Annotated in this window: 1 protein-coding gene (only partly in view); it reads left to right on the top strand. The window is 71.1% G+C overall.

The whole window is internal to a non-ribosomal peptide synthase/polyketide synthase gene (locus tag NWFMUON74_RS31540) on the top strand: the coding sequence, 51,966 nt in all, runs 12,973 nt past the left edge and 12,963 nt past the right edge, and what appears here is coding positions 12,974-39,003 (codon 4,325, partial, through codon 13,001, complete); the first codon wholly inside the window starts at position 3. Both the start codon and the stop codon lie outside the window.

Raw genomic sequence — 26,030 nt, 5'->3', positions numbered from 1 at the left:
GGTTCCTGAACCGGTTCGACAGCCGCACCGCCGTCAACAACATCCCGATCGCGATCCGGATGACCGGTGAGCTGGACGTGGCGGCCTTCGCCGCCGCCGTGGGCGACGTGCTGGCCCGGCACGAGTCGCTGCGCACCGTCTACCCCGAGGTGGAGGGCGTCGGCTACCAGCGCGTGCTGTCCGTCGGCGAGGCGGCCTTCGACCTCGCCACCGAGACCGTCGCGGCGGACGAGCTGCCCGCCCGGGTGGCCGCGCTGGCCGGCGTGTTCTTCGATGTCACCCGTGATCTGCCGTTCCGGGCCACGCTGCTCACGGTGGCTCCCGGCGAGCACGTCATGGTGCTGGTGGCCCACCACATCAGCGCGGACGGCTTCTCGCTGCGGCCGCTGCTGCGCGATATCGTCGCCGCCTACACCGCGCGGGCGCAGGGCGAGGTCCCGCAGTGGGCGCCGCTCGAGGTGCAGTACGCCGACTACGCGCTGTGGCAGCGCGAGGTCCTCGGCGACGAACGCGATCCGCAGTCGCAGGCGGCCCGCCAGATCGCCTACTGGACCGAGCAGTTGCGCGATCTGCCCGATCAGCTGGAGCTGCCCGCCGACCGGCCGCGGCCCGAGGTCGCCTCCAACGCCGGTGCGACACACGAGTTCTCGATCGACGGCGAGCTGCACGCGGCGCTGGTGGAGCTGGCCCGCTCGCGCGGCGTCACCCTGTTCATGCTGATGCACGCGGCGCTGGCGGCCTGGGCCGCACGGCAGGCCGGCAGCACCGACATCGCCATCGGCACCCCGATCGCGGGCCGTGGCGAGCGCGCCCTCGACGACCTGATCGGTATGTTCGTCAACACGCTGGTGCTGCGCACCGAGGTGCGTCCCGGCGCGACCTTCACCGAACTGCTCGACGAGGTCCGTCGCACCGATCTGGCCGCGTTCGCGCACGCCGACGTGCCGTTCGAGCAGCTGGTCGACGTGCTGAGCCCGGTGCGCTCGCAGGCGCACCATCCGCTGTTCCAGGTCGCGCTGACCTTCGAGGCCGCCGGGCAGCGCGACGCCGCCCGCGTCGCTCTGCCCGGACTCGACCTCGAGGTGGTCGAATTCGACGCGGGCACAGCGAAATTCGATGTGCAGCTGACCGTCGGCTCGGCCGCCACCGGCAGCGATCTGGCGCTGTCGTGGAACTACGCCACCGACCTGTTCGATCCCGAGACGATCGCCGCGTTCACCGACCGCTTCGTGCGGATCCTGCGCAGCGTCGCCGAGGATCCGGCCGCCGTCGTCGGCGACATCGACCTGCTCGGTGAGGCCGAGCGGCTGGATGTCTCGCAGCGCTGGGTCTCCTCCGGAACAGACGGGCAGAGCGGGCGTTTCGACGATCGCACCGCGACGCTGTCGGACCTGTTCGACGCCGCCGTGGCCGCGCACTCCGACCGGGTCGCCGTCACCTTCGGTGACGACCGGGTCACCTACGCCTCGCTGGACCAGCGCGCGAATCAGCTGGCGCGCAGGCTGATCGAGGACGGCGCGGGCCCCGAGACGCTGGTCGCCGTGCTGCTGCCGCGCTCGGCCGATCTCGTCGTCGCGCTGCTCGCGGTGATCAAGACCGGCGCGGGTTACGTCCCGGTCGATCCGAACAACCCGGCCGACCGCATCGCCTACGTGCTCGCGGATTCCGCGCCCGCGAGCGTGATCATCGACAGCAGTGTCGATGTCGAGCTGCCGCCGGGGCTGCCGCGCGTCCTGATGGACGACTTCGGCATGGACGTCCCGGACGTGGTCGACGCGGGCGAGGGCCCGATCACCGACGCCGACCGGATCGCGCCGCTGACCGCGAAGAACATCGCCTACGTCATCTACACCTCCGGATCGACCGGCCGCCCCAAGGGCGTCGCGGTCGAGCACCGGAACGTGGTGCGGCTGTTCGCCAATACCGATCGCGAGTTCGGTTTCGGTCCCGGCGACGTGTGGACGATGTTCCACTCCTACGCCTTCGACTTCTCGGTGTGGGAGCTGTGGGGTCCGCTGCTGTTCGGCGGCACCCTGGTGGTGGTCGACTACTACACCTCGCGTTCGCCGGAGCAGTTCCTGGAACTGCTGCGCCGCGAACGGGTCACGGTGCTCAACCAGACCCCGTCGGCGTTCTATCAGCTGGCTGCCGCCGAACTCGCGGAGGAGCAGTCCTACCACCCGGACTCCGAGCTGCGGCCGCTGTCGCTGCGCTACGTGGTCTTCGGCGGTGAGGCGCTGGAGCTGCGCCGCCTCGCCGATTGGGTTGCCCGCCACGGTGATTCGGTGCCGCGACTGGTCAACATGTACGGCATCACCGAGACCACGGTGCACGTGTCCTACCGCGCGCTGGACGCCGCCACCATCGCCGCCGCCACCGGCAGCGTGGTCGGCCGGGCCATCGCCGGGCTGCGGGTCTACGTGCTGGACAACCGGTTGCGGCCGGTGCCGGTCGGGGTGGCCGGGGAGATGTACGTCGCCGGACCGCAGCTGTCGCGCGGTTACCTGGGGCGCGCGGATCTCACGGCGGCCCGTTTCGTGGCGAACCCGTTCGGGGACAACGACTCCCCCTCGGTGTTGTACCGCACCGGTGACGTGGCGCGCTGGAACCGGCGCGGTGAGCTGGAATACCTCGGCCGCGCCGACGATCAGGTGAAGGTCCGCGGTTTCCGCATCGAACTCGGTGAGATCGAAGCCGCGGTCCTGGCGCAGCCGGGCGTGGCGCAAGCCGCCGTGATCGTCCGCGAGGACCAGCCGGGTGACCAGCGCATCGTGGCCTACCTGGTGCCCGATCGCGACACCGCGCTCGAACTCGAGGCCGTCCGCGACGGCGCCGCGGCGGACCTGCCGTCCTACATGGTGCCGGCGGCGTTCGTGGTGCTGGACCGGATCCCGTTGACCGTCAACGGAAAGCTGGACCGCCGCGCGCTGCCCGCGCCCGCCGTGCAGACCCGCGCCTTCCGCGCGCCGGAGACGCCGGTGCAGGAGACGGTGGCCGCGGTCTTCGCGCAGGTGCTGGAACTGGCCAGGGTCGGCCTGGACGACGATTTCTTCGCGCTCGGCGGCAACTCGCTCAGCGCCACCCGCGTGGTCGCGCGGATCGGCACCGAACTGGGCATCTCCGTCGCGGTGCGCGCGCTGTTCGAGGCGCCGACGGTGGAGGCGCTGGCGGCACGGCTGGAGTCGCACACCGGCGGCGAATCCCGCCCGCGCCTGGTCGCGCGGGAGCGCTCGGCCACGCAGCCGGTGCCGCTGTCGTTCGCGCAGCAGCGCATGTGGTTCCTCAACCAGTACGACACCTCGTCCTCGGCGTACAACCTGCCGCTGGCGATCCGGCTGTCCGGCGAACTGGACACCGCCGCATTGAAATTGGCGATCTTCGACGTGGTGCGGCGGCACGAGTCGCTGCGCACCCGCTACCCGGAGCAGGACGGCGTCGCCACCCAGGTGACCGTCCCGGCCGAGCAGATCGCGCTGGATCTGCTGGCGTACCCGATCGCGGAGAGCGAACTCGCCCGCGCTGCCGGTGAATTCGCCTCGGACGGCTTCGACGTCGCCGAGGAGGTGCCGCTGCGGGCCCGGCTGTTCCGGGTCGAGACCGACGCCGCCACCGGGCACGACGAGCACGTGCTCGTGGTCGTGGTGCACCACATCGCGGCCGACGGCTTCTCGATGGGCCCGCTGGCCCGCGACGTCCTGACCGCCTACACCGCGCGCACCCAGGGCGCCGCCCCGGGCTGGGCGCCGCTGCCGGTGCAGTACGCCGATTTCGCGATGTGGCAGCGCGAGGTGCTCGGATCCGAGGACGATCCGCAGTCGCTGCTGGCCGCGCAGGTCGACTACTGGCGGCGCGCGCTGGAGGGCATCCCGGACGAGCTGGCCCTGCCCGCCGACCGGCCGCGGCCCGCCGTCGCCTCCCACCGCGGCGCGACGCTGCACCGCAGTCTGTCGCCGGAGCTGGTGTCGGCGCTGGAAGACGTTGCCCGGCAACGCGGTTCGTCACTGTTCATGGTGATGCACAGCGCGCTGGCGGTGCTGCTGGCGCGACTGTCCGGCGGTGACGACATCGCCGTCGGCACCCCGATCGCGGGTCGCGGCGAGGCCGCGCTCGACGATCTGGTCGGCATGTTCGTCAACACCCTGGTGCTGCGTACCGGGATCGAGGCGGCCGAGCCGTTCACCGCACTGCTGGACCGGGTGCGCCACACCGACCTGGAGGCCTTCGGCAACGCCGATGTGCCCTTCGAGCGCCTGGTGGACCTGCTGGCGCCGGAGCGCTCGCAGGCCCGCAACCCGCTGTTCCAGGTGGCGCTGTCGTTCCAGAACATGGAGCGGCCGACGCTGGACCTGCCCGGCCTGACCGTGTCGGCGCTGGATCTCGAGGAGAACATCGCCCGGTTCGACCTGCAGTTCACGCTCTCGGACCAGACCGCGGCCGACGGCATGGCGCTGGCGCTGACCTACGCCACGGAGCTGTTCGACGAGTCGACGGCCGATGCCATCGTGACGCGCTGGCAGCGGGTGCTGGAGGCGGTCGCCGCCGATCCGGAGATCGCGGTCGGCGCCATCGACCTCCTGGACGCGGCCGAGCGCGCGGACGTGGTGGCGCGCACCGGCGGCCCGGAGGTCCCGGCGCGCACGCTGCCCGAGCTGCTGGCGGCGGCGGTCGACCGCGACCCGTCGGCGACGGCGGTGGTGTTCGAGGGGACCAGGCTGTCCTACGGCGAGCTGGACCAGCGGTCGAACCGCTTGGCGCGCTTGCTGATCGAGCGCGGCATCGGCACCGAGGATCTGGTGGCCATCGCGGTGCCGCGGTCGGCGGACTCCTACTTCGCCGAGTGGGCGGTGACCAAGTCGGGTGCGGCGTTCCTGCCGATCGACCCGACCTATCCGGCCGACCGCATCGAGCACATGCTCACCGACTCGGGTTCACCGGTCGGCCTGACCGTGGCGGCCGTGCGCGATCAGCTGCCGGATTCGGTCGAATGGCTGGTGCTCGAGGACCTGGATCTGGACGCGCACGCCGCCGACGCCGTGACCGACGACGATCGGGTCCGGCCGCTGCGTCCGCACAACCTCGCCTACGTCATCTACACCTCGGGTTCCACGGGTGTGCCCAAGGGTGTCGTGGTGCCGCACGCCGGTCTGGCCAACTTCAGCGCCGAGCAGGTGGCGCGGTATGAACTCGACTCCGATTCGCGCACACTGCATTTCGCGTCGCCGAGCTTCGACGCGTCGATCATGGAGCTGCTGCTCGCGGTGGGTCCGGGCGGTACCCTGGTGATCGTTCCGACCGGCGTGTTCGGCGGCGAGGAGCTGTACGAGCTGATCCGGCGCGAGCAGGTCACCCATCTGTTCATCACCCCCGCGGCGCTGGCGACGCTGGAACCGCACAACCTCGACAGCCTGCGGGTGCTGGCCGTCGGTGGCGAGGCGTATTCGCCCGAGCTGCTGGCGAAGTGGGCCGTGCCGCTCGGCGACAGCGGCCAGGTCCGCGCGTTCCACAACATCTACGGCCCGACCGAGACCACCATCGTGGTCAACATCGGCGAGCCGCTGCTGCCCGGTGACGCGCTCACCATGGGCGGGCCCAACCGCGGCATCCGGTCGCTGGTGCTGGACAACCGGTTGCAGCCGGTGCCCGACGGGGTGGCCGGTGAGCTGTACGTCGCCGGTATCCAGGTCACTCGCGGTTACCACGCGCGCGCCGCGCTGACCGCGGACCGTTTCGTGGCGAATCCGTTCGTGCCGGGGGAGCGGATGTACCGCACCGGTGACGTGGTCCGCTGGACCTCGCGGCCGCGTCCCGCCGGTCGTACCGAACACCGCCTGGAATACGTCGGCCGCTCCGACTTCCAGGTGAAGGTGCGCGGGTTCCGCATCGAACTGGGTGAGATCGACACCGCGCTGACCGCGCACGAGGCCGTCGACTTCGCCACCACCATCGGTCACAAGAATGTCGCGGGCGCGGTCGTGCTGGTGTCGTATGTGGTTGCGGCGCCGGGTCGTTCGATCGACACCGCGGACCTGAAGGCGCACCTGGAGGAGCGGGTCCCGACCTACATGGTGCCCTCGGCGATCATGGTGCTGGACAGTGTCCCGCTGACGCCGGTCGGCAAACTGGACCGGCGGGCGCTGCCCGAACCGGTCTTCGAGACCGAGGCGGAGTTCCGCGCGCCGCGCACGCCGCTGGAGCAGACCATCGCCGAGGTGTTCGCCGAGGTGCTCGGCGCCCAGCGGGTCGGTGTGGACGATTCGTTCTTCGCCCTGGGTGGCGACAGCATCGTCTCCATCCAGCTGGTGTCGCGGGCCAAGGCGCGCGGCGTCATCTTCACCCCGCGTGACGTTTTCGAGCAGCGCACCGTCGCCGGACTGGCGAGCGTCGCGGAGACCGGTAGCGCGCAGGGCGATGCGAAGCCGGTGCTGGCGGAGCTGCCCGGCGGTGGCGTGGGCACCATGCCGCTGACCCCGGTGGTGCGGTTCATGGTGGAGCGGCCGGGTTCGTTCGGCCGCTTCAATCAGACGCTGGCGCTGGAACTTCCGGTCGGCATCGACCGGGCCGGTATCGCCTCGACCGTCGCCGCGGTGATCGATCGCCACGACATGCTGCGGGCGCGGCTGCGCCGCCACGCGGGCGCGGAATGGATCGTGGAGACCGCCGCGCCGGGCACCGTCGACGTCGACGCGCTGATCGAGCGGGTCGAGTTCGACGCCGCCGCCGATGACACCGAGCTGTTCGAGATCGCCTCGGCCGCACTCGATTCCGCGCTGGACCGGCTGGATCCGGAAGCGGGCGTGGTGATCCGGTTCGTGTGGCTGGATCCCAGCGGTGCCGACCGAGCCGGTCGCCTCGTCGTGATCGCCCACCACCTCGTCATCGACGGTGTGTCGTGGCGCATCCTGGTGCCGGACTTCGTGGCGGCCTGGGGACAGCTGTCCTCGGGGCAGACCCCGGAACTCGCCGCACCCGCCACCAGCATGCGTACCTGGGCACACGCCCTGGAGCGGCAGGCGGCCGAGCGCGGCGCCGAGCTGGACCGCTGGCGTGCGGTGGTCGAGGGCCCCGACCCGCTGCTCACCGAGCGGCCACTCGATCCGGTCGTCGACGTGTCCGGCGTACTCGAGCGGCACCGGGTCGAGGTGTCGGCCGAGACCACTCGCGCCCTGCTGAACACGGTGCCGGAGCTGTTCCACGGCGGTGTCAACGACGGCCTGGTGACCGCGCTGGCGCTGGCGGTGGCGAAGTGGCGCGCGAGCCGCGTCGCGTCCGGCGCCGGCGACTCGGTGCTGGTCCGGATGGAGGGCCACGGTCGCGAAGAGGACGTGGTGCCCGGCGCGGACCTGTCCCGCACGGTCGGCTGGTTCACCGCGATCTTCCCGGTGCGATTCGACCTGTCCGGTATCGACATCGACGCGGCGCTGACCGGCGGCCCGGCCATGGGCCCGGCGGTCAAGGCGATCAAGGAGCAGCTGCTCGCCGTCCCGGACAAGGGACTGGGCTACGGCCTGCTGCGCTACCTGAATCCCGAGACCGCGACCCGGCTGCCCGACCAGCTGCCCGGTCAGGTGAGCTTCAACTACCTGGGCCGAGTCGCCGAGGGCGCGGTGCCCGAGGCGATGCGCGGCTTCGGCTGGATTCCGGCGCCCGAACTCGGCGCGCTCGGCGGCGGCTACGACGCCGACATGCCCGTGATGGCGCCGCTGGACATCAACGCCATCGTGGTCGGCGACCAGCTGTCGGCCAATATCGGTTACCCGACAACGCTGTTGAGCGAGGCCGAGGTCGCCGAGTTCGGCCGGTTGTGGGTCACGGCGCTGGAAGCCGTCGCGCGGCACGCCGATTCGGCCGAGGCCGGTGGGCACACCCCGTCGGACTTCGCGCTGGTGCGGGTCGGGCAGCGCGATATCGACGGCTGGGAGCAGCGCTTCCCGGGCCTGCGCGAGGTGTGGCCGCTGTCGCCGCTGCAGGCGGGCCTGCAGTTCCACGCGCAGCTGGCCGCGGCATCGGTCGACGTGTATACCGCGCAGGCGGTGCTCACCCTGACCGGACGGCTCGACGCGGCCCGGTTGCGTTCGGCCGCACAGGCTCTTGTCGATCGCTACGAGAACCTGCGCACGGCATTCGTCACCGACTCCGACGGCAACCCGGTGCAGCTGGTGTTGAACGACGTCGAGGTGGCGTGGGCGGAATTCGACCGCCGGGCCACCGGCGACGCGAGCGATCTGGTCGAGGCCGATCGGATGAACCGGTTCGATCTCACCGAACCGCCGCTGATCCGATTCACCCTGATCCAGGTGGCGGCCGATCGCTGGCAGCTGGCCGTCTCGAACCACCACATCCTGCTCGACGGCTGGTCGATGCCGCTGCTGATGCGGGATCTGCTGGTGCTGTACGCGACCCGCGGTGACACCGCCGCGCTGCCGGCGGTGCGGTCCTACCGGCACTTCCTGGAATGGATCGCGCAGCAGGATCATTCGGCCTCGGTCGCGGCGTGGGCGCACGCCCTGTCCGGCGTGTCCGAGCCGACCCTGCTGACCCGGCCGGACGCCGGGCGCGAGATCACCGCGCTGTCGGGCGAATACCTCTTCGAACTCGACGAGGCGACCACCGCCCGGCTCACGGCGCTGGCCGCCGAGCTGGGCGTCACCGCGAACACCGTCCTGCAGGCTGCCTGGGGCATCCTGCTGGGCCGCTGGACCGGTCGCTACGACGTGCTGTTCGGCACCACCGTGTCCGGCCGCCCGCCGCAGCTGTCCGGTGTGGAGTCCATGGTCGGCCTGTTCATCAACACGGTTCCCGTACGCGTGCGCTTCGACGAGTCGGAGTCCGCGCGGGAACTGCTGGTGCGCACCCAGGGCCAGCAGGCGGACCTGCTCGACCACCACTACGTGGGGCTGGCGGAGATCCAGGCCGCCGCGGGCGTGGGCGGACTGTTCGACACCCTGGTGGTGTTCGAGTCCTACCCGGTCGACGCCGAGGGCATTCAGCGCCAAGCCGCCGACATCGACGGTATGGCCGTCACCGGTCTGGACGCCACCGACGCCACGCACTACCCGCTGACGCTGATCGTGCAGCTCGACTCGCAGCTTCGAATTCGCGCCGGTTACCTGCGCGATCTGTTCGACGAGGACACGGTGCGCCGCATCGCCGACCGGCTGGTGCGGGTGCTCACCGCGATCACCGCCGATCCCGACGCACCGGTGGGCGGCATCGAACTGCTCGAGACCGCCGAGCGGGAGCGGATCGTCACGCGCTGGAACGCCACCGATTTCGACCTCGCGGCCGCGCTCGCGGACGCCTCGGTGCCGCACGCGACCCTGCCCGCCATGTTCGCCGAGCAGGCCGAACGCACCCCGGACGCGCCCGCGGTCACGTTCGAGGGGACAACTCTGTCCTATGCCGAATTCGCCACGCGCGCACACAAACTGGCGCGTTGGCTGATCGAGCGCGGCGTCGGCCCGGAGACCCTGGTGGCCCTGGGTATGCGGCGCTCCACCGATCTGGTGGTCGGCATGTACGCGGTGACCCTGGCCGGTGGCGCCTACGTGCCGCTGGATCCGGATCACCCGGCCGAGCGCACGCAGTACATCCTCGCCACCGCCGACCCGGTCTGCGTGCTCACCTCGGGTGAGGACCTGGCCATCGACACCGCGCAGGTCCGCATCGACCTGCTGGACCTGTCCGGGTACTCGGCCGCGCCGATCGGCGACGCCGACCGCCGCGCGCCGCTGCGGCCGGAGAACACCGCCTACGTGATCTTCACCTCCGGCTCCACCGGACGGCCCAAGGGCGTGGCCGTATCGCACGCGGCGATCGTCAACCGGCTGGTGTGGATGCAGTCCGAGTACGGGCTCACCGCCGCGGACGTCGTCCTGCAGAAGACCCCCGCCACCTTCGACGTGTCGGTGTGGGAGTTCTTCTGGCCCTTGCAGATCGGCGCCCGGCTGGCGGTCGCGCGGCCCGACGGCCACCGCGACCCGGCGTACCTGGCGGAACTCATCGCCGCCGAGGGCGTGACGGTGACGCACTTCGTCCCGTCCATGCTCACGGTGTTCGTCACCGAGCTGGACACGGACTCGCGCCTTCCGGCGGAAGCACGCGAGGGCCTGAACCTGCGCTTGGTGTTCGCCTCGGGTGAGGCGCTGACGCCGCGGTCGGCGCATCGCCTGCGCGAGCTGACCGGCGCCGAGGTGCACAACCTGTACGGCCCGACCGAGGCGGCCGTCGACGTCACCTATCACCAGGTCGTCGACGCCGATGTCGAGTCGGTGCCGATCGGGCGCCCGGTGTTCAACACCCGCGTCTACGCGCTCGACGCGCGGCTGCGGCCGGTCCCGGTGGGTATCGCGGGTGAGCTGTACCTCGCGGGCGATCAGCTGGCCCGCGGCTACGTCGCGCGCACCGACCTGACGGCCGACCGTTTCGTCGCGAACCCGTTCGGCCCCACCGGTTCTCGCATGTATCGCACCGGCGATCTGGTGATGTGGAACGCCGACGGCGAGCTGCAGTACCTGGGCCGTACCGACTTCCAGGTGAAGCTGCGCGGCCAGCGCCTGGAACTGGGCGAGATCGAAGCCGCGCTGACCGCGCTGGACGAGGTCGCGCAGGCCGTCGTGGTGGTGCGCAGCGATCAGCACACCGGTGATCAGCTGGTGGGCTATGTCGTTGCGGCTCCCGGCCATTCGATCGACGTCGAGACCCTGCGCGAGGACCTCGGGCAACGGCTGCCCGCGTACATGGTGCCGTCGGTGGTGCTGGTGCTCGACGCGCTGCCGCTCAACGCCTCCGGCAAGCTCGACCGCCGCGCGCTGCCCGCGCCGGTGTTCGAGGCGGCCACCTTCCGCGCGCCCACCACGCCGGTGGAGGAGATCGTGGCCGGCACCTTCGCCGAGGTGCTCGGCCTGGAGCGGGTCGGGTTGGACGACGACTTCTTCGCGCTCGGCGGCAACTCGCTGATCGCCACCCAGGTAGCGGCGCGGCTGTCGTCGGCGCTGAACACCCAGCTCGGGGTGCGCGAGATCTTCGAGGCGTCCACGGTCGCCGCGCTGGCGGCCCGCGCCGAGTCGCCGACGGGTGGGGGACTGCGCAAGCCGCTGACCGCCCAGCCGCGTCCGGAACGGCTGCCGCTGTCGCTGGCACAGCAGCGCATGTGGTTCCTGAACCGCTTCGATCCCGGTTCGGCCGTCGACAACATCCCCGTGGTGGTGCGGCTGTCCGGCCTGCTGGACCGGCAGGCGCTGCAGATCGCGGTCGCCGACGTGCTGGCGCGGCACGAGTCGCTGCGCACCATGTACCCCGAGATCGACGGTGAGGCGTTCCAGCAGGTCGTGGCGACCGGCCGGGTGATCCCGGATCTGACGCCGATCGACGTCACGGAGAACGAACTGCCGCTGCGGCTTTCGGAGCTGCTGCTGACCGGCTTCGACGTCACCGTCGAGGTGCCGTTCCGGGCCGGGCTGTTCGAGGTGAGCCCGACCGAGCACGTGCTGGCGATCGTGGTGCACCACATCTCCGCGGACGGCTTCTCCATGGGCCCGTTCGCCCGCGACGTGATGACCGCCTACAGTGCCCGCGTCGACGGCGGCGAGCCCGCCTGGCAGCCGCTCGAGGTGCAGTACGCCGACTTCGCGCTGTGGCAGCGCGATGTGCTCGGTTCCGAGGACGACCCGGAATCGGTGATCTCCCAGCAGATCTCGTTCTGGACCGAGGCGCTGCGCGGGGTGCCCGAGCAGCTGGACCTGCCCTCGGACCGGCCGCGTCCGGCGGTCGCCTCCGGCCGGGGCGCGGTGCACACCTTCGACATCGACGCCGAGATCCAGGCCAACCTGGCCGAATTCGCACGCAGCCGGGGCGGCACGCTGTTCATGGTCGTGCACGCCGCGCTGGCGGTGCTGCTGTCGCGGTTGAGCGGCGAATCCGACATCGCCATCGGCACCCCGGTCGCGGGGCGTGGCGAGCGGGCCCTCGACGACATGATCGGCATGTTCGTCAACACGCTGGTGCTGCGCACCGAGATCGACGGCGCCACCACGTTCACCGACCTGTTGCAGACCGTGCGCGCCGAGGACATCGCGGCCTTCGGCAACGCCGATCTGCCGTTCGAGCGGCTGGTCGAGATCCTGAATCCGCGGCGGTCGCAGGCGCGCAACCCGCTGTTCCAGGTGATGCTGTCGCTGCAGAACACCCGCCAGATCACCCTCGAGCTGCCGGGCCTGACCGTCGGCGGGCTCGAATTGCCCATCGAGACGGCCAAATTCGACCTCGCGGTGGAACTCACCGAGCGGATGCGGGCACCGGAGCCGGACGGCAACGGCACCGCCATTCCCGCGGGCATCACCGCCAAGTTCGTCTACGCCACCGACCTTTTCGACGCCGACACCGTCGCGCGGTTCGGCCGCTGGTTCGTGCGGCTGCTGAAGGCCGTCACCGCCATGCCGGACCGTCCCGTGGGCGACCTGCCGCTGCTCGACGCGCCGGAGGCGGCGCGGCAGCTGCGCGGCTGGAACGGCGAACAGCGGCGGCTCGACCCCGCCGCGTCGGTGGTCGAATCGTTCCTCGCGCAGGTGGCGGCGACCCCGGACGCGGTCGCGGTGGTGGACCGGTCGGCCGGTACCGCCGAATCCGGCCTGGCCGTGGCGCCGGTGTCGCTGACCTACGCCGAGTTCGGGTCGCGCGTGAATCGCCTGGCCCGCAAGCTGATCGAGGCCGGAGTCGGCCCGGACGTCCGGGTGGCGCTGGGCATGCGCCGGTCGCTCGACCTGGTCGTCGCGATCCACGCGGTGCTGCAGGCCGGTGGCGCCTATGTCCCGCTGGATCTCGATCAGCCCGCCGAGCGTGTCGCGTACGTGCTCGGGACCGCGGAACCCGCGTGCGTGCTCACCACCGCCCGGGACTCCTTCGACAGCGGTGTGCTGCCCGCCCTGGTCGTCGACGAACTGGACCTGTCCGGGTACTCGGACGCTCCGGTCACCGATGCCGAGCGCACGGCCCCGCTGCGCCCGCAGCACCTGGCCTACGTGCTGTTCACCTCGGGATCCACCGGCCGCCCGAAGGGCGTCGGCATCTCGCACGCCGCGCTGTACCACCAGATGCGCTGGCTCATCACCGAATTCGGCATCACCGCCGACGACATCGCGCTGTACAAGACTCCGGCCACCTTCGACGCCTCGGTCTGGGAACCGCTGGCGCCGTTGCTGACCGGCGCGCGGACCGTGATCGCCGTGCCCGACGGGCATCGTGACACCGCGTACCTGTCCGACGTGATTCCCGCGGAGCGGATCACGCTGGCGTCGTTCGTGCCGTCGCTGCTGACGGTGTTCGCCACCACGGCCGACCCCGACTCGCTGACCTCGCTGCGCGCGCTGCTGGTCGGCGGCGAGGCGTTCACCGGCGAAGCGGTGGAGGCGTTCCGGCGGCTCGGCCTGTCCGGTGTCGAGCTGATCAACCTGTACGGCCCCACGGAATTCACCGTCAACGCCACCCACGCGGTGGTCGGCGACGGCGTGGCGACGGCCGTGCCGATCGGGCGGCCCGTCTGGAACACCGATGCCTACGTGCTCGACGCGCGGCTGCACCCGGTGCCGACCGGCGTCGCGGGCGAGCTGTACCTGTCCGGCGAGCAGCTGGCCCGCGGCTACTTCGGCCGGGCCGACATGACCGCCGACCGGTTCGTCGCGAACCCCTTCGGGCCCAACGGTTCTCGCATGTACCGCACCGGTGATCTGGTGATCCGCGACGCCGAGGGCGCGCTGATCTACCGCGGCCGCACCGACTTCCAGGTGAAGCTGCGCGGCCTGCGCATCGAGCTGGGCGAGATCGAGCACGCGCTGCGGTCGCATCCGGCGGTGGCGCAGGCGGTGGCCATGGTGCGCGCCGACGGCCACACCGGTGAGCGGCTGGTGGGCTACGTCGTGCCCGTCGCCGGGGCGCTGGCCGACGACTCCGACCTGCGCGCACACCTGGCGACGGTGCTGCCGTCCTACATGATCCCGGCGGCGTTCGTGGTGCTCGACGCCCTGCCGCTGGGCGCGAACGGCAAGCTCGACCGGCGGGCGCTGCCCGAACCGGTGTTCGGCGTGCGGGAGTTCCGCGCGGCCTCGACCCCGATCGAGGAGATCGTCGCGAACACCTTCGCGACCGTGCTCGCCCTCGACACCCCGATCGGCGTGGACGACGACTTCTTCGAACTGGGCGGCAACTCGCTGATCGCCACCCAGGTGGTGGCACGGCTCGGCAGCGCGCTCGACACCCGGATCCCGGTGCGGCTGCTGTTCGAGGCGTCCACCGTGGGCGCGCTGGCCGCGCGGGTGGAGAGCCAGGTCGGCTCCGGCCGCCGCGAGCTGGTGGCCGGGCCGCGGCCCGAGCGCATCCCGTTGTCGCTGGCGCAGCAGCGGATGTGGTTCCTGAACCGCTTCGATCAGCAGTCGGCGGCCTACAACGTGCCGATGGCGGTGCGGCTGACCGGTGAGCTGGACGTGGCCGCGCTGCGCGCCGCGATCGGTGACGTGGTGGCCCGGCACGAGGTGCTGCGCACGGTCTACCCCGAGGTGCCGGAATCCGATTCCCCCAACGCCCTGTCCGGGCCGGTGCAGGTGATCCTGCCGGTCGCGCGGGCGATTCCGGAGCTGGAGATCCGCACGGTCACCCCGGCCGAGATCGAAGCGGCCGTGGTGGAGCTGACCTCGACCATCTTCGACGTCACCAGCGAGGTGCCGCTGCGGGTGGCGCTGTTCGAGGTGGAGACCGGAAACGACAGCGCCGCACGCGAATACGTGGTGGCGATGGTGGTGCACCACATCTCCGGTGACGGTTCGTCGGTGGCCCCGCTGACCCGCGACCTGATGACCGCCTACGCGACCCGCGCCGCCGGCGAGGCCCCGAACTGGCCGCCGCTGCCGGTGCAGTACGCGGACTACAGCCTGTGGCAGCGCGAGCTGCTGGGCAGTGAGGACGACCCGGAGTCGCTGGCGGCCAAGCAGATCGGCTACTGGCAGACCGCGCTGGCGGAGCTGCCGGACCAGCTGGACCTGCCCTCGGACCGCCCGCGGCCCGCGGTGCAGTCGTTCGCCGGTGGCAAGGTGCCGGTGCGGATCGACGCCGAGACCCACCGCGCGCTGGTCGATCTGGCGCGGTCGGAGGGCGCGACGCTGTTCATGGTCGTGCACACGGCGCTGGCGGTGCTGCTGGCGCGGCTGTCGGGCACCGAGGACATCGCGATCGGCACCCCGGTCGCCGGGCGTGGCGAGGCCGTGCTGGACGACATGATCGGCATGTTCGTCAACACCCTGGTCTTCCGCAGCCGGGTCGACGGCGGCGAGGCGTTCACCGAACTGCTCGCGCGCCAGCGTGAAACGGATATCCAGGCGTTCGCGAACGCGGATGTGCCGTTCGAGCGGCTGGTCGAGGTGCTGAACCCGGTGCGGTCGACCGCGCGGCATCCGCTGTTCCAGGTGGGCCTGTCGTTCCAGAACCTGGCCCTGGCGACCTTGGACCTGCCCGGGCTGACCGTGTCGGGCGTGGACTTCGACACCCAGCTGTCGCAGTTCGACCTGCACCTGATCGTGTCGGACCGCTACGACGAGTCCGGTGCGCCGACCGGCATCGAGGGCGTCCTCACCTACGCGAGCGACCTGTTCGATCCCGAGACGGTCGAGGGCTTCGTGGGCCGGTTCGCGCGGCTGCTGAGCGGCATCGTCGCCGCGCCGCGCACCGCCGTGGGTGAGCTGAGCCTGCTCGGTGACGCCGAGCGCGCCGGAATCGTGCTGGGCCGCAACGCGACCGGGTTCGCGACCGACCGTTCGGCGACGCTGCCGTCGCTGCTGGACGCGACGGTCGCCGCACGCGCCGACGCCGTGGCGCTGGTGGGTCCGGACGGGGCTGCTGTCACCTATGCGGAGCTGAGTGAGCGGGTGAATCGGCTTGCGCGGCACCTGGTTTCGCTGGGTGTGGGTGCCGAGTCGCGGGTCGCGTTGGCGTTGCGCCGGTCGGTGGATCTGGTTGTGGCGATGTATGCGGTGTCGGTGGCCGGTGGCGCGTATGTGCCGGTGGATCCGGATCAGCCTGCTGAGCGCGTGGGTTACATTCTCGGGACCGCCGACCCGGTGTGTGTGCTGACCAACGCGGATAGTGGTTTCGACGCTGGTGCGGTGGCGGCTGCGTATCCGGAGGGTGCGGCTGCCGATCCGGCTGCGGGGACTGTGTCGAATGTGGTTCGGATCGACGAGCTGGATCTGTCGGAGGTCTCCGGTGAGCCGGTTGCCGATGCGGATCGTGTTGTGCCGCTGCGTGCGTCGAATACGGCGTATGTGATCTTCACGTCGGGTTCGACGGGCCGCCCGAAGGGTGTGGCCGTGCCGCACGCGGCGATCGCGAACCAGTTGCAGTGGAAGACCGCCGAATTCGGCCTCACCGGCGACGACGCGGTACTGCTGAAGACCGCCTCCACCTTCGACCTGTCGGTGTGGGAATTCTGGTCGGCCGCGGTGTGCGGCGGCCGCCTGGTGATCGCCACGCCCGACGGGCACCGCGATCCCGCCTACCTCAACGAGCTGATGGCTCGCGAGCGGGTGACCACCCTGCACGTGGTGCCGTCCATGCTGGACGCGCTGCTGACCGAATCCGGTGGCGCGCTGACGGATTCGCTGCGGCGGGTGCTGGCCATCGGCGAGGCGCTGCCCGGCTCGGTGGCACAGCGGTTCCGCCGTTCGAACGAAGCCGAGCTGTTCAACCTCTACGGCCCGACCGAGGCCGCGGTGTCGATCACCAGCCACCGCGTGACCGACGCCGATCAGGTGTCGGTGTCGATCGGTGCGCCGGAGTGGAACAGTCAGGTCTACGTCCTCGACGCGCGCCTGCATCCGGTTCCAGACGGTGTCGCGGGTGAGCTGTATCTGGCGGGCGCGCAGCTGGCGCGCGGCTACTTCGGCCGCCCCGACCTGACCGCGGACCGCTTCGTGGCCGACCCGTTCCGCGCCGGCGGCCGCATGTACCGCACCGGTGATCTGGTGGCCTGGAACGCCGACGGCGAGCTGGACTACCGGGGCCGCACGGACTTCCAGGTGAAGATCCGCGGTTTCCGGATCGAGCTGGGCGAGATCGAGGCCGCGCTGCTGGCGTTGCCGGAGGTCGCGCAGACGGCGGTGCTGGCGAAGTCCGATGCGCGCCTGGGTGATCGGCTGGTGGCCTACCTGGTGGCGTCGGGCGACACCGACATCGATGTGGTGGAGGTGAAGTCCGCCCTCGGCGCGGCGCTGCCCTCCTACATGGTGCCGTCCGCGTTCGTGGTGCTGGACGCGCTGCCGCTCAATGTCAACGGCAAGCTGGACCGCAAGGCCCTGCCGGATCCCGAATTCGAGGCCGCGGCCTTCCGCGCGCCCTCGACGCCGATCGAGCAGATCGTGGCGGGTGTCTTCGCCGAGGTGCTCGGTGCGGACCGGGTCGGCCTGGACGACGACTTCTTCGCCCTCGGCGGAAACTCGCTGATCGCCACCCAGGTCGCGGCCCGGATCGGCACCGCGCTCGAGACCCAGGTGCCCGTGCGCACCGTGTTCGAGGCATCGACCGTCGCGGGCCTGGCCGCGAAGGTGGAGCAGCACGCCGGTGCCGGCGGACGACCCGCCCTGGTGGCCGTGGACCGGCCGGAGCGGATCCCGCTGTCGCTGGCCCAGCAGCGGATGTGGTTCCTCAACCGCTTCGACCAGCAATCGGCCGCCTACAACGTGCCCGTCGCGGTGCGCCTGTCCGGCGAGCTGGACCTCGACGCGCTGCGCGCCGCGATCGGTGACCTGGTCACCCGGCACGAGGTACTGCGGACGGTCTACCCCGAGACCACCGCCCCGGACGCCCCGGACACGCCCCAGCCGGTGCAGGTGATCCTGTCCCCGGCGCAGGCGACGCCGGATCTGACCGTGTACGAGATCGACTCGGCGGCAATCGAATCGGCGGTCATCGAGTTCTTCGCCACGCCGTTCGACGTGACGGCCGAGGTGCCGCTGCGGGTGCGGGCGTACCGGGTCACCGACACGGGCGACTACGTGCTGGCCGTGGTGGTCCACCACATCTCCGGCGACGGTTCCTCGATGGGCCCGCTGACCCGCGACCTGATGACCGCCTACGCGGCGCGCGCCGCGGGCGAGGCCCCGAGCTGGGCCCCGCTGGCCGTGCAGTACGCGGACTACAGCATCTGGCAGCGCGAGCTGCTGGGCAGCGAGAACGACCCGCAGTCGCTGGCGGCCGCACAGCTGTCGTACTGGCGGTCGCAGCTGGCGGACCTGCCCGAACAGCTCGACCTGCCGTCGGACCGGCCGCGCCCCGCGGTGCAGTCGTTCGCCGGTGGCCGAGTCGAGGTGGCCATCGATTCCGAGACTCACCGCGCGCTGGCCGAACTGGCCCGCTCCGAGGGTGCGACGCTGTTCATGGTCGTGCACAGCGCGCTCGCGCTGCTGCTGGCGCGGCTGTCGGGTACCGACGACATCGCGATCGGCACGCCGATGGCGGGCCGGGGCGAGGCCGCGCTCGACGACCTGATCGGCATGTTCATGAATACCCTGGTCTTCCGCACCCGGGTGGACGCGGGCGAGTCGTTCACGGACCTGCTGGCCCGTCAGCGCGAGACCGACCTGCAGGCGTTCGCGAACGCCGACGTGCCGTTCGAGCGGCTGGTCGAGGTGCTGAACCCGGCGCGTTCGACCGCGCGGCACCCGCTGTTCCAGGTGGGCCTGTCGTTCCAGAACCTGGCGCTGTCGACGCTCGAGCTGCCGGGCCTGACCGTCGCCGGGCTCGAACTCGACACCCAGCAGTCGCAGTTCGACCTGCATCTGATCGTGTCGGACCGCTACGACGAGTCCGGCGCACCGACCGGGATCAACGGCTTCCTGACCTACGCGAGCGATCTGTTCGACGCGGCCACCGTGCGGGGCTTCGTGGACCGGTTCGTGCGCCTGCTCGGCGAGATCGTCGCCGCGCCGCAGGCTCCGGTGGGCGATCTCGAGCTGCTGGACGGCGGCGAGCGCGAGCGAATCCTGGTGGCGTGGAACGACACTCGCCACGAGGTCGCGCCGGAACTGCTGCTGGACGGCTACCGGCGCGCGGTCGCCGCGCATCCGGATCGGATCGCGGTGTCCTTCGAGGGCGCGGAGCTGACCTACCGCGAATTCGACGAGCGGGTCAACGTGCTCGCGCGCCGCCTGATCTACCAGGACGTCGGACCGGAAGCGCTGGTCGGCCTCGCCGTCCGGCGGTCGCTGGATCTGGTGGTCGGCATGTACGCGATCATCACCGCGGGCGGCGCGTACGTGCCGCTGGATCCGGATCATCCGGCCGAGCGCATCGCGCACGTGCTGGAGACCGCGCAGCCGGTGTGCGTGCTCAGTACCACCGCCGACGCCGTGCCGGTGCCGGACGACATCCCGGTGCTGCACATGGACACCGTGGATCTCGACGGCTTCGAGGGCACCCCGGTGCAGCCGGACGAGCTGCTGGCCCCGGTGCTGCCGGAACATCCGGCGTACGTGATCTTCACGTCCGGTTCGACCGGACGGCCGAAGGGTGTGGCGGTCTCGCACGCGGCCATTCACAACCAGACCAGCTGGATGCTCGCCGAGTACCCGATGGGCGCCGACGACGTCTACTTCCAGAAGACGGCCACCACCTTCGACGTGTCGCTGTGGGGCTACTTCATGCCGCTGCGCGCCGGGGCGAAACTGGTCGTCGCCACCCACGACGGCCACCGCGACCCGCGGTACATCGCGGAAACCATTGCCGCGCAGCGGGTCACCGTCACCGACTTCGTGCCGTCGATGCTCACCGTGTTCGCCACCCAGACCCCGGCCGGGGCGGTGCCGACACTGCGCGACGTGTTCGTCATCGGTGAGGCGCTGCCGCCGGAAACCGTCGCCGCGCTGCGGTCGGTGTCCGGCGCGGCCGTGCACAACCTGTACGGGCCGACCGAGGCCGCGGTCTCGATCACCTACTGGCCCGCCACCGGCGACGAGCGGTCGAGTGTGCCGATCGGCTTGCCGCAGTGGAACTCTCGCGTCTACGTGCTGGATTCGCGACTGCGTCCGGTGCCCGCCGGTGTCGCGGGTGAGCTGTATCTCGCGGGCGATCAGCTGGCGCGCGGATATGTGGCGCGGCCGGACCTGACCGCGGATCGGTTCGTGGCCAACCCGTTCGGGGACGGCGAGCGGATGTATCGCACGGGTGACTTGGTGCGGTGGAGCCTTCGCTTCGCTCAGGCAATGGAGGAGGGGCCCCAGGCCGAGTCTCAGGGGCCCCAGGCCGAGCCTCAGGGGTCCCAGGCCGAGCCTCAGCGGGCGGGGACCGAGCTTCAGGCCGGGGGAGCCGTGCGGGGCGTGCTGGATTACATCGGGCGTACCGACTTCCAGGTGAAGTTCCGTGGGCAGCGGATCGAGTTGGGCGAGATCGAGTCGGCGTTGCTGGCGCAGGCGTCGGTGAGCCAGGCTGTGGCGCTGGTGTTGCCGTCCGACCTGGGCGATCAGCTGGTGGCGTACGTGGTGCCCGCGCCGGAGGCCACTATCGATCAGGCCGAGCTGCTGGCGGCGGCGTCGCGGACGTTGCCCGCCTACATGCTCCCCGGCGCGATCGTCGAACTGGCCGAGTTGCCGCTGAACACCAGCGGCAAGCTGGACCGGAAGGCCCTGCCGCAGCCCACCTTCGCGCAGCGCGAGTTCCGGGCGCCGTCCACGCCGGTCGAGGAGATCGTGGCCGGTGTATTCGCCGACGTGCTCGGTGTCGAGCGGGTCGGCGCCGACGACGACTTCTTCGCGCTCGGCGGCAACTCGCTGATCGCGACCCAGGTGGTCGCGCGGTTGAGTGCCGCGCTGGACGCCCGGGTGCCGGTGCGTGACCTGTTCGAGTACTCGACCGTGGCCGGTCTGGCCGCGCGCGTCGCGCAGCACGCGGGCTCGGGCGGGCGGCCCGCGCTGGTGGCGGGGGAGCGCCCGGACCGGGTGCCGCTGTCGCTGGCGCAGCAGCGGATGTGGTTCCTCAACCGCTTCGACCAGCAGTCGGCCGCCTACCACGTGCCGGTCGCGGTGCGCCTGTCCGGCGCGTTGGACGTCGACGCACTACAGGCCGCCGTGCGGGATCTGGTGGAGCGCCACGAGATCCTGCGCACCGTCTACCCCGAGGCCGACGGCGTGCCGCACCAGATCGTGCTGCCCGCCGACCGTGCGGTCCCGGACCTCACCCCGGTCGTGGTGTCACCGGAAGCGTTGCGCGACACCATCACCGAGCTGGTCTCCACGGGCTTCGACGTCACCGCCGAGGTACCCCTGCGCGCACAGCTGCTGCGCGTGGTCGACATGACCACCGGTTCGGATGCGACAGTCGGGGCTGCGACAGGCGAGGCTGCGACAGGTGAGGCTGCGACAGTCGGGGCCACCGGTTCGGATACGGCGGGTACGGCCCCGACCGTCGAGACCACGGAGCACGTGCTCGTGTTCGTGGCTCACCACATCGCCGCCGACGGCTGGTCGATGGGGCCGCTGACCCGCGACGTGATGATCGCCTACACCGCCCGCTCCACCGGGGAGGCACCGGACTGGGCGCCGCTGCCGGTGCAGTACGCGGACTTCAGCGTCTGGCAGCGCCGGGTGCTGGGCGCGGAGGACGACCCGCAGAGCCTGATCTCCGCGCAGGCCGACTACTGGCGCACCGCGCTGGCGGACCTCCCCGACGAGCTGAACCTGCCCGCCGACCGCCCGCGCCCGAGCGTGCCGTCGTATCGCGGCGGGCGCGTGGTCTTCCCGATCGACGTGGAACTGCGTACCGCGCTGCGGATGATCGCCGCCGAGCAGAACACGACCCTGTTCATGGTCGTGCACACCGCGCTCGCGATCTTCCTGGCGCGCCTGTCCGGCACCGAGGACATCGCCGTCGGCAGCCCGATCGCGGGCCGCGGCGAGGCCGAACTGGACGACATGATCGGCATGTTCGTCAACACCGTGGTGCTGCGCACCGAGGTGCGCGGCCAGCGATCGTTCCTGGAACTGCTCGCGCAGGCCCGCGACACCGATCTGCAGGCCTTCGCCCACGCCGACATCCCGTTCGAGCGGCTGGTGGAACTGCTGCAGCCGGAGCGGTCCACCGCGCGGCACCCGCTGTTCCAGGTGGCGCTGTCGTTCGAGAACCTGCCCGAGACGGCCTTCGAACTGCCCGAACTGCGTGTCGGCGCGGTCGACTTCGAGGCCGGGATCGAGAAGTTCGACCTGTCGCTGACCGTCCGCGAGGCGGCCGACCGGTCCGAGATGCTCGCCGAATTCTCCTTCGCCCGTGACCTTTTCGACGAGGCTACGGTGAAGCGGTTCACCGAGCGGTTCCTCCGGCTGCTCGCCGAGATCGTGACGCGGCCGCAGACCCCGGTCGGCGATCTGGAGATCCTCGAGGCGGCCGAGCGCGCCGAGCTGGTGGCCCGCACGGGCGCCCCGGCGGTGCCGCCGCGCACCCTGCCCGACCTGCTGGCCGAGGCCGTCGCGCGGGATCCGCAGGCGCTCGCGGTCGTGTTCCAGGGGACCCGACTGTCCTACGGCGAACTCGACGAGCGCTCGAACCGCCTGGCGCGCTTGCTGATCGAGCGCGGCATCGGCGCCGAGGATCTGGTGGCGATCGCCGTGCCGCGGTCAGCGGATTCGTATTTCGCCGAGTGGGCGGTGTCGAAGACCGGTGCGGCGTTCGTGCCGATCGACCCGGCATACCCGGCCGACCGCATCGCGCACATGGTCACCGATTCCGGTTCGCCGATCGGCCTGACCACCGCCGCCGTGCGCGACGAACTGCCGGAATCGGTGGAGTGGCTGGTTCTGGACGAACTGAACCTCGATACCTACGACGCCGCGGCCGTGACCGCGGAGGACCGGGTCCGGCCGTTGCGCCCGGCGCATCCGGCCTACGCCATCTACACCTCGGGCTCGACCGGTCTGCCCAAGGGCGTCGTGGTCACCCACGCCGGTCTGGCCAACTTCAGTGCCGAGCAGGCCGAGCGGTACGCGCTCGACTCCGATTCGCGCGCACTGCATTTCGCGTCGCCGAGCTTCGACGCCTCGATCCTCGAGTTCCTGCTCGCGATCGGCGCGGGCGGCGCGCTGGTGGTCGTGCCGACCGGCGTGTACGGCGGCGAGGAGCTGTCGGAGCTGATCCGCGGCGAGGGCGTCACGCACGCCTTCATCACGCCGTCGGCGCTGGCGACCATCGACCCGACGGGTCTGGACAGCCTGCGGGTGCTGGTCGCCGGTGGCGAGGCCGTCCCGGCGGACCTGATCACCAAGTGGGCGATTCCGCTCGGCGACGGTGGTCCGCTGCGCTCGGTGCACAACGGGTACGGCCCGACCGAGACCACGATCATGACCAACATCAGCGACGCGCTGGCGCCGGGCGACTCGGTCACCATCGGCGGTCCGATCCGCGGCATGCAGTCGTTGATCCTGGACTCGCGGCTGCGGCCGGTGCCGGTCGGTGTGGCGGGCGAGCTGTACCTGTCGGGTATCCAGCTGACCCGCGGCTACCACGCGCGCCCGGGTCTGACCTCGGAGCGGTTCGTCGCGCATCCGTACCTGGCGGGCGAGCGCATGTACCGCACCGGTGACGTGGTGCGCTGGACCGAGAACGGTGAGGTCGAATACGTCGGCCGCTCCGACTTCCAGGTCAAGGTGCGCGGGTTCCGCATCGAACTGGGTGAGATCGACACCGCGCTCACCTCGCACGAGACCGTCGACTTCGCCGTCACGCTGGGTCACCGGACCGAGGTGGGCTCGACCATCCTGGTCTCCTACGTGCGCCCGGTCGCGGGCCGCTCGGTCGACGTGAACGAACTGCGCGACTACGTCGGCGGCTCGCTGCCGGAGTACATGGTGCCGACGTCGATCATGGTGCTCGACGAGATCCCGCTGACCCCGGTCGGCAAGCTGGATCGCCGCGCCCTGCCCGAGCCGGTCTTCACCGCACGCGAATACCGCGCTCCCGCAAGCGAAACCGAGGCGATCATCGCCGCGGTGTTCGCCGATGTGCTCGGCCTCGAGCAGGTCGGCCTGGACGACTCGTTCTTCGCCCTCGGCGGCGACAGCATCCTGTCGATCCAGCTGGTGTCGCGGGCCAAGGAGCGCGGCGTGGTGTTCAGCCCGCGCGACGTGTTCGAGCAGCGCTCGGTGGCGGGCCTGGCCGAGGTCGCGGTCTCGGGCGCGGGCGCGCAACGGCAGCGCCTGGCGGAGCTGCCGGGCGGCGGGGTGGGCGACATCCCGCTGCTGCCGGTCATGTCGCAGTTCCTCGCCAGTGGCTCGTCCTACCAGCGGTTCTCGCAGTCGATGACGCTGCGCCTGCCCGCCGGTATCGACCGGGCGACGCTGGTCGCGACGATCGGCGCGGTCTTCGACCACCACGACGTGCTGCGCACGCGACTGCGCGGCGACCTCGACAACGGCTGGGAATTCGAGGCGCTGGAGCCGGGCGCGGTGGACGTCGACGCCCTGGTGCGCCGGGTGGACGTGCCCGCCGGTATCACCGACGAGGAACTGACCCGGCTCGCGAGCGCGGAATACGATGCGGCACTGGGCCGTCTGGACCCCGCGAACGCGGCCATGGTGCAGTTCGTGTGGTTCGCCTTCACCGACGGCGAGCAGTCCGATCCGGCTCGCCGTGACGTGCTGCTCATCGCCGGTCACCACTTCGTGGTCGACGGCGTCTCCTGGCGCATCCTGATCCCGGACTTCGCCATGGCGTGGTCGCAGCTGGTGGCGAACCAGCCGGTCACGTTGCCCGCCAATGGCACCTCCATGCGCCGCTGGGCCCACGCTCTGGTCGAGGAGGCCGGGGCGCCGGACCGCGTCGCGGAACTGCCGTTCTGGCAAGAGGTTTCGGCCACGCCGGATCCGCTGCTGGGCTCGCGCGCCTTCGATCCGGCGATCGACACCAACGCGACCGTGGAACGGGTGCAGGTCACCCTCCCGGCCGACGTCACCGACGCCGTGCTGACCGCCATCCCGGGCCTCTACCACGGCGGCGTCAACGACGGCCTGCTGTCCGCGCTCGCGATGGCCATCGCCAAGCTGCGCGGCGAACCGACCGGTTCGGCCGCGCTGATCCGCCTCGAGGGCCACGGCCGCGAGGAGACCGTGGTGCCGGGCGCCGACCTGTCGCGCACGGTGGGCTGGTTCACCAGCGTCTACCCGGTCCGCCTCGACCTGGCGGGTGCGGATCTGACCGACGCCTTCGAGGGCGGAAAGTCGGTGGGCCGCATCGTCAAATCGGTCAAGGAGCAGTTGCTCGCCGTGCCGGACAAGGGTCTCGGCTACGGTCTGCTGCGCTACCTGAACCAGGAGACCGGCGCGGAGCTGAACACCGTCGGCCAGGTCAGCTTCAACTACCTGGGCCGCGTCTCGGCCGGAGACGTGCCCGAGGGCATGGCCGAACTGGGCTGGGTGCCGGTCGCGGACCTCGGCGAGCTGGACGCGCTGATGGACGCCGACATGCCCGCCAACGCGACGATCGACATCAACGCGATCGTCACCGACGGCGACAACGGCCCGCAGCTGGGCGCTACCTTCGCCTACCCGACCGGACTGCTGGACGAAGCGCGGGTGCGGGAGTTCGCGGACCTGTGGATCGCCGCCCTCACCGCGCTCGCCACGCACGCCCAGCGCCCCGACGCCGGTGGTCACACCCCGTCGGACCTGCCGCTGGTGCGCGCCACGCAGTCCGATGTCGAGGGCTGGGAGCGGCAGTACCCGCGGCTGGTCGAGGTCTGGCCGCTGTCGACGCTGCAGTCCGGTCTGCTGTTCCACGCCATGCTGACCCAGGCGACCTTCGACGTGTACACCATCCAGGCCGTGGTCAGCCTGGGCGGCACACTCGACACCGGCCGGCTGCGGGTGGCCGCGCAGGCCGTGCTGGAGCGGTACCCGAACCTGCGGACGGCGTTCGTGGCCGACGTCGAGGGCAACTCCGTGCAGGTGGTGCTCGATCACGTCGACGTGCCATGGCACGAGGTCGATCTCACCGGGCTGCCCGCCGACGAGCGC

The sequence above is a fragment of the Nocardia wallacei genome (assembly GCF_014466955.1).
Lineage (GTDB): Bacteria > Actinomycetota > Actinomycetes > Mycobacteriales > Mycobacteriaceae > Nocardia > Nocardia wallacei.
This window is presented reverse-complemented; position numbering and strand designations above follow the sequence as displayed.